The following is a 1,859-nucleotide window of genomic DNA, read 5'->3' as shown; positions in this document are numbered from 1 at the left end:
TGAAAAACGTTTTTGGCGAGGTCAATGCCAATGACTTTAATCGCATTCATGAGATGTTCTCCCGAAATTCAGTGCATCGGAAAAAAAGATGGCACTATTTGCTGCTGAAAAAGGGGACGTCCATCACATCACTACAGAGCTGGCTTTTCAATTTGAAGCAGTCAGCCATATGCCGGAAGAAGAGAAGAAGATTATTCGGGCTTTGCTGGATGGCATGATTTTGAAGTATCAGGCAAAGCAGATCACTGAACGCGGATGAGACAGGCGGCAACCTGCCACAACCGCTAACCATAACCAACTATACGAGGTAGTTAATGATGGCTAAGGCGCATTCTAAGCAAAACCGGGCCGTAAATAAAGCGGCAAAAACAGAACGTTATTACACCGTGGGATACGTGCCGCAAAATGGCAGGCCGAACCCCCGACCCGCGATAAATTTAACGGGACGATGGCTTAAGCAGGCCGGATTCGATATTGGTGGCACGCTCACCGTCAAGATTATGGAGGGCTGTTTAGTGCTCATTCCTGACAGCGACGACACCCGTAGCATTAAGCAGCAGTACCAACGCCAGCAAGACCAGCTCAGTGAGATTAAGCTGCGGATGCGGGAACTGATTGGGGATTATAAGGCAGAGTAAAACAGAGTAATTAATTGTCCGGCAAGTTAATTAACCGGACAATTACAATTTAATAACCAGAAGATATGACATCATCCCGGTATTATAAAATTAAATTTCCAACTTATATAAAACTGATAAAAAATCAGTGAATGTATGACTTATGAGATGAACATTACTCATATCTGGCAACTCTCCTTCATCTGCTTCAAATTCATGATCCCAAAAAAACACCCCAGGATTATCGTTTGATAAAGAAATTAATACCAAATTACCACCTGGATCATGAGCTATTGGCAAAAATTTTGGAGGAATCCTATCCTTATAATCAATAAAGTAATTTCTTAGATCATGATGTTTTTCACAACCTAAACTAAGAAATCGATCAACAGATGATCCATCCTCTTCATCATTTAAAAAGAGAAAAGCATCAGGATCAGGATAGCCCCCATTATATTTTATTAGAAAATTACGATAGTCATTTGGAAGAGAGTTTCCTATCTCATTTTCAAAATTAGTGACTGAGTTTTCGTCAATTGGTCCTTTAAAATCAATAATATTAGCAACCATAATTTATTTTCCCTTTGGACATTTTCTCGTTGCTACTCCACCGGTATGTTTCACTTTGCTATGTAGATCTGTTGGGATTAGCTGCATATAACCTGAATCATGGTGATGATGCCATGTATATCCGGTTGGTCGAGGATTACTTCTGCTATATCCTGCGGCTGCATCTGCCCTGGCAAAATCAACTGTTCTGGTTTTTCCAAGCTCAATTCTTACGTTCTTAATAGAATATCGAGAAAAATCTGGAAACCCTGAATGGGTAAATGGCACACCATGCGGATATTTATTTCTTATTTCAACTGGTAACTCACTTGCTGGATATATTTTCCCAGCATGCTTGCTATTAATTGGTAAGCGGCCTTTCACTTTCCTGACCATACTCCCAACTATACCAAGACCAGATAAACCCAGTGGATCTATGAACCCCGTCGGATTTCCAACGTATGAATATAGATTTTCTCCCCCAAGTAGCCCAATCGGGTCAGGCGACAGATACTGCCCCGCCACTGGCGAAAAATATCTATGCCGATTGTAGACCAACCCGCTCTCTTCATCCAGCCACTGGCCTGCATATTGTAAGCCCGGATTGAATTCAGGATTCTCTCCCAACATGCCCAGCCGCAATCCATACAGGCTTTGCGGCGGCTGGCGCCAGACCCGGTGACCCGCTTCATC

The 1,859-nt window shown here is 42.4% G+C and carries 3 protein-coding genes and 1 pseudogene; 2 read left to right on the top strand and 2 right to left on the bottom strand.

Annotated elements, in window-relative coordinates:
* Nucleotides 1–136 precede the first annotated feature (136 nt).
* A pseudogene (locus tag Xedl_RS19410) lies at nt 137–259 on the top strand (helix-turn-helix domain-containing protein); the annotation flags it as partial.
* A 58-nt stretch (nt 260–317) separates the two neighbouring features.
* Entirely contained in the window at nt 318–638 is a 321-nt protein-coding gene (locus tag Xedl_RS19405; RefSeq protein ID WP_074025347.1) for a SymE family type I addiction module toxin, read from the top strand.
* Nucleotides 639–728: 90 nt separating this feature from the next.
* Here Xedl_RS19405 and Xedl_RS19400 read toward each other — a convergent pair whose 3' ends face one another.
* Both Xedl_RS19400 and Xedl_RS35805 read right to left on the bottom strand, forming a co-directional pair.
* Nucleotides 729–1,187, bottom strand: a complete 459-nt coding sequence (locus tag Xedl_RS19400) for an SMI1/KNR4 family protein (RefSeq protein WP_074025345.1) — start codon at nt 1,185–1,187, stop codon at nt 729–731.
* A 3-nt stretch (nt 1,188–1,190) separates the two neighbouring features.
* Nucleotides 1,191–1,859 (bottom strand): RHS repeat-associated core domain-containing protein (locus Xedl_RS35805; protein WP_208605102.1); only part of this gene is annotated, 669 nt, incomplete at its 5' end.

This window comes from Xenorhabdus eapokensis, assembly GCF_001908105.1.
Note: the sequence above shows the minus strand (reverse complement) of the source record. Positions and strands in the feature narration are given on the sequence as shown.

Excerpts from the sequence above, each read along its gene's own strand:
- Xedl_RS19405 (WP_074025347.1), top strand. The coding sequence starts at position 318 with ATGGCTAAGGCGCATTCTAAGCAAAACCGGGCCGTAAATAAAGCGGCA.
- Xedl_RS19400 (WP_074025345.1), bottom strand. The coding sequence starts at position 1,187 with ATGGTTGCTAATATTATTGATTTTAAAGGACCAATTGACGAAAACTCA.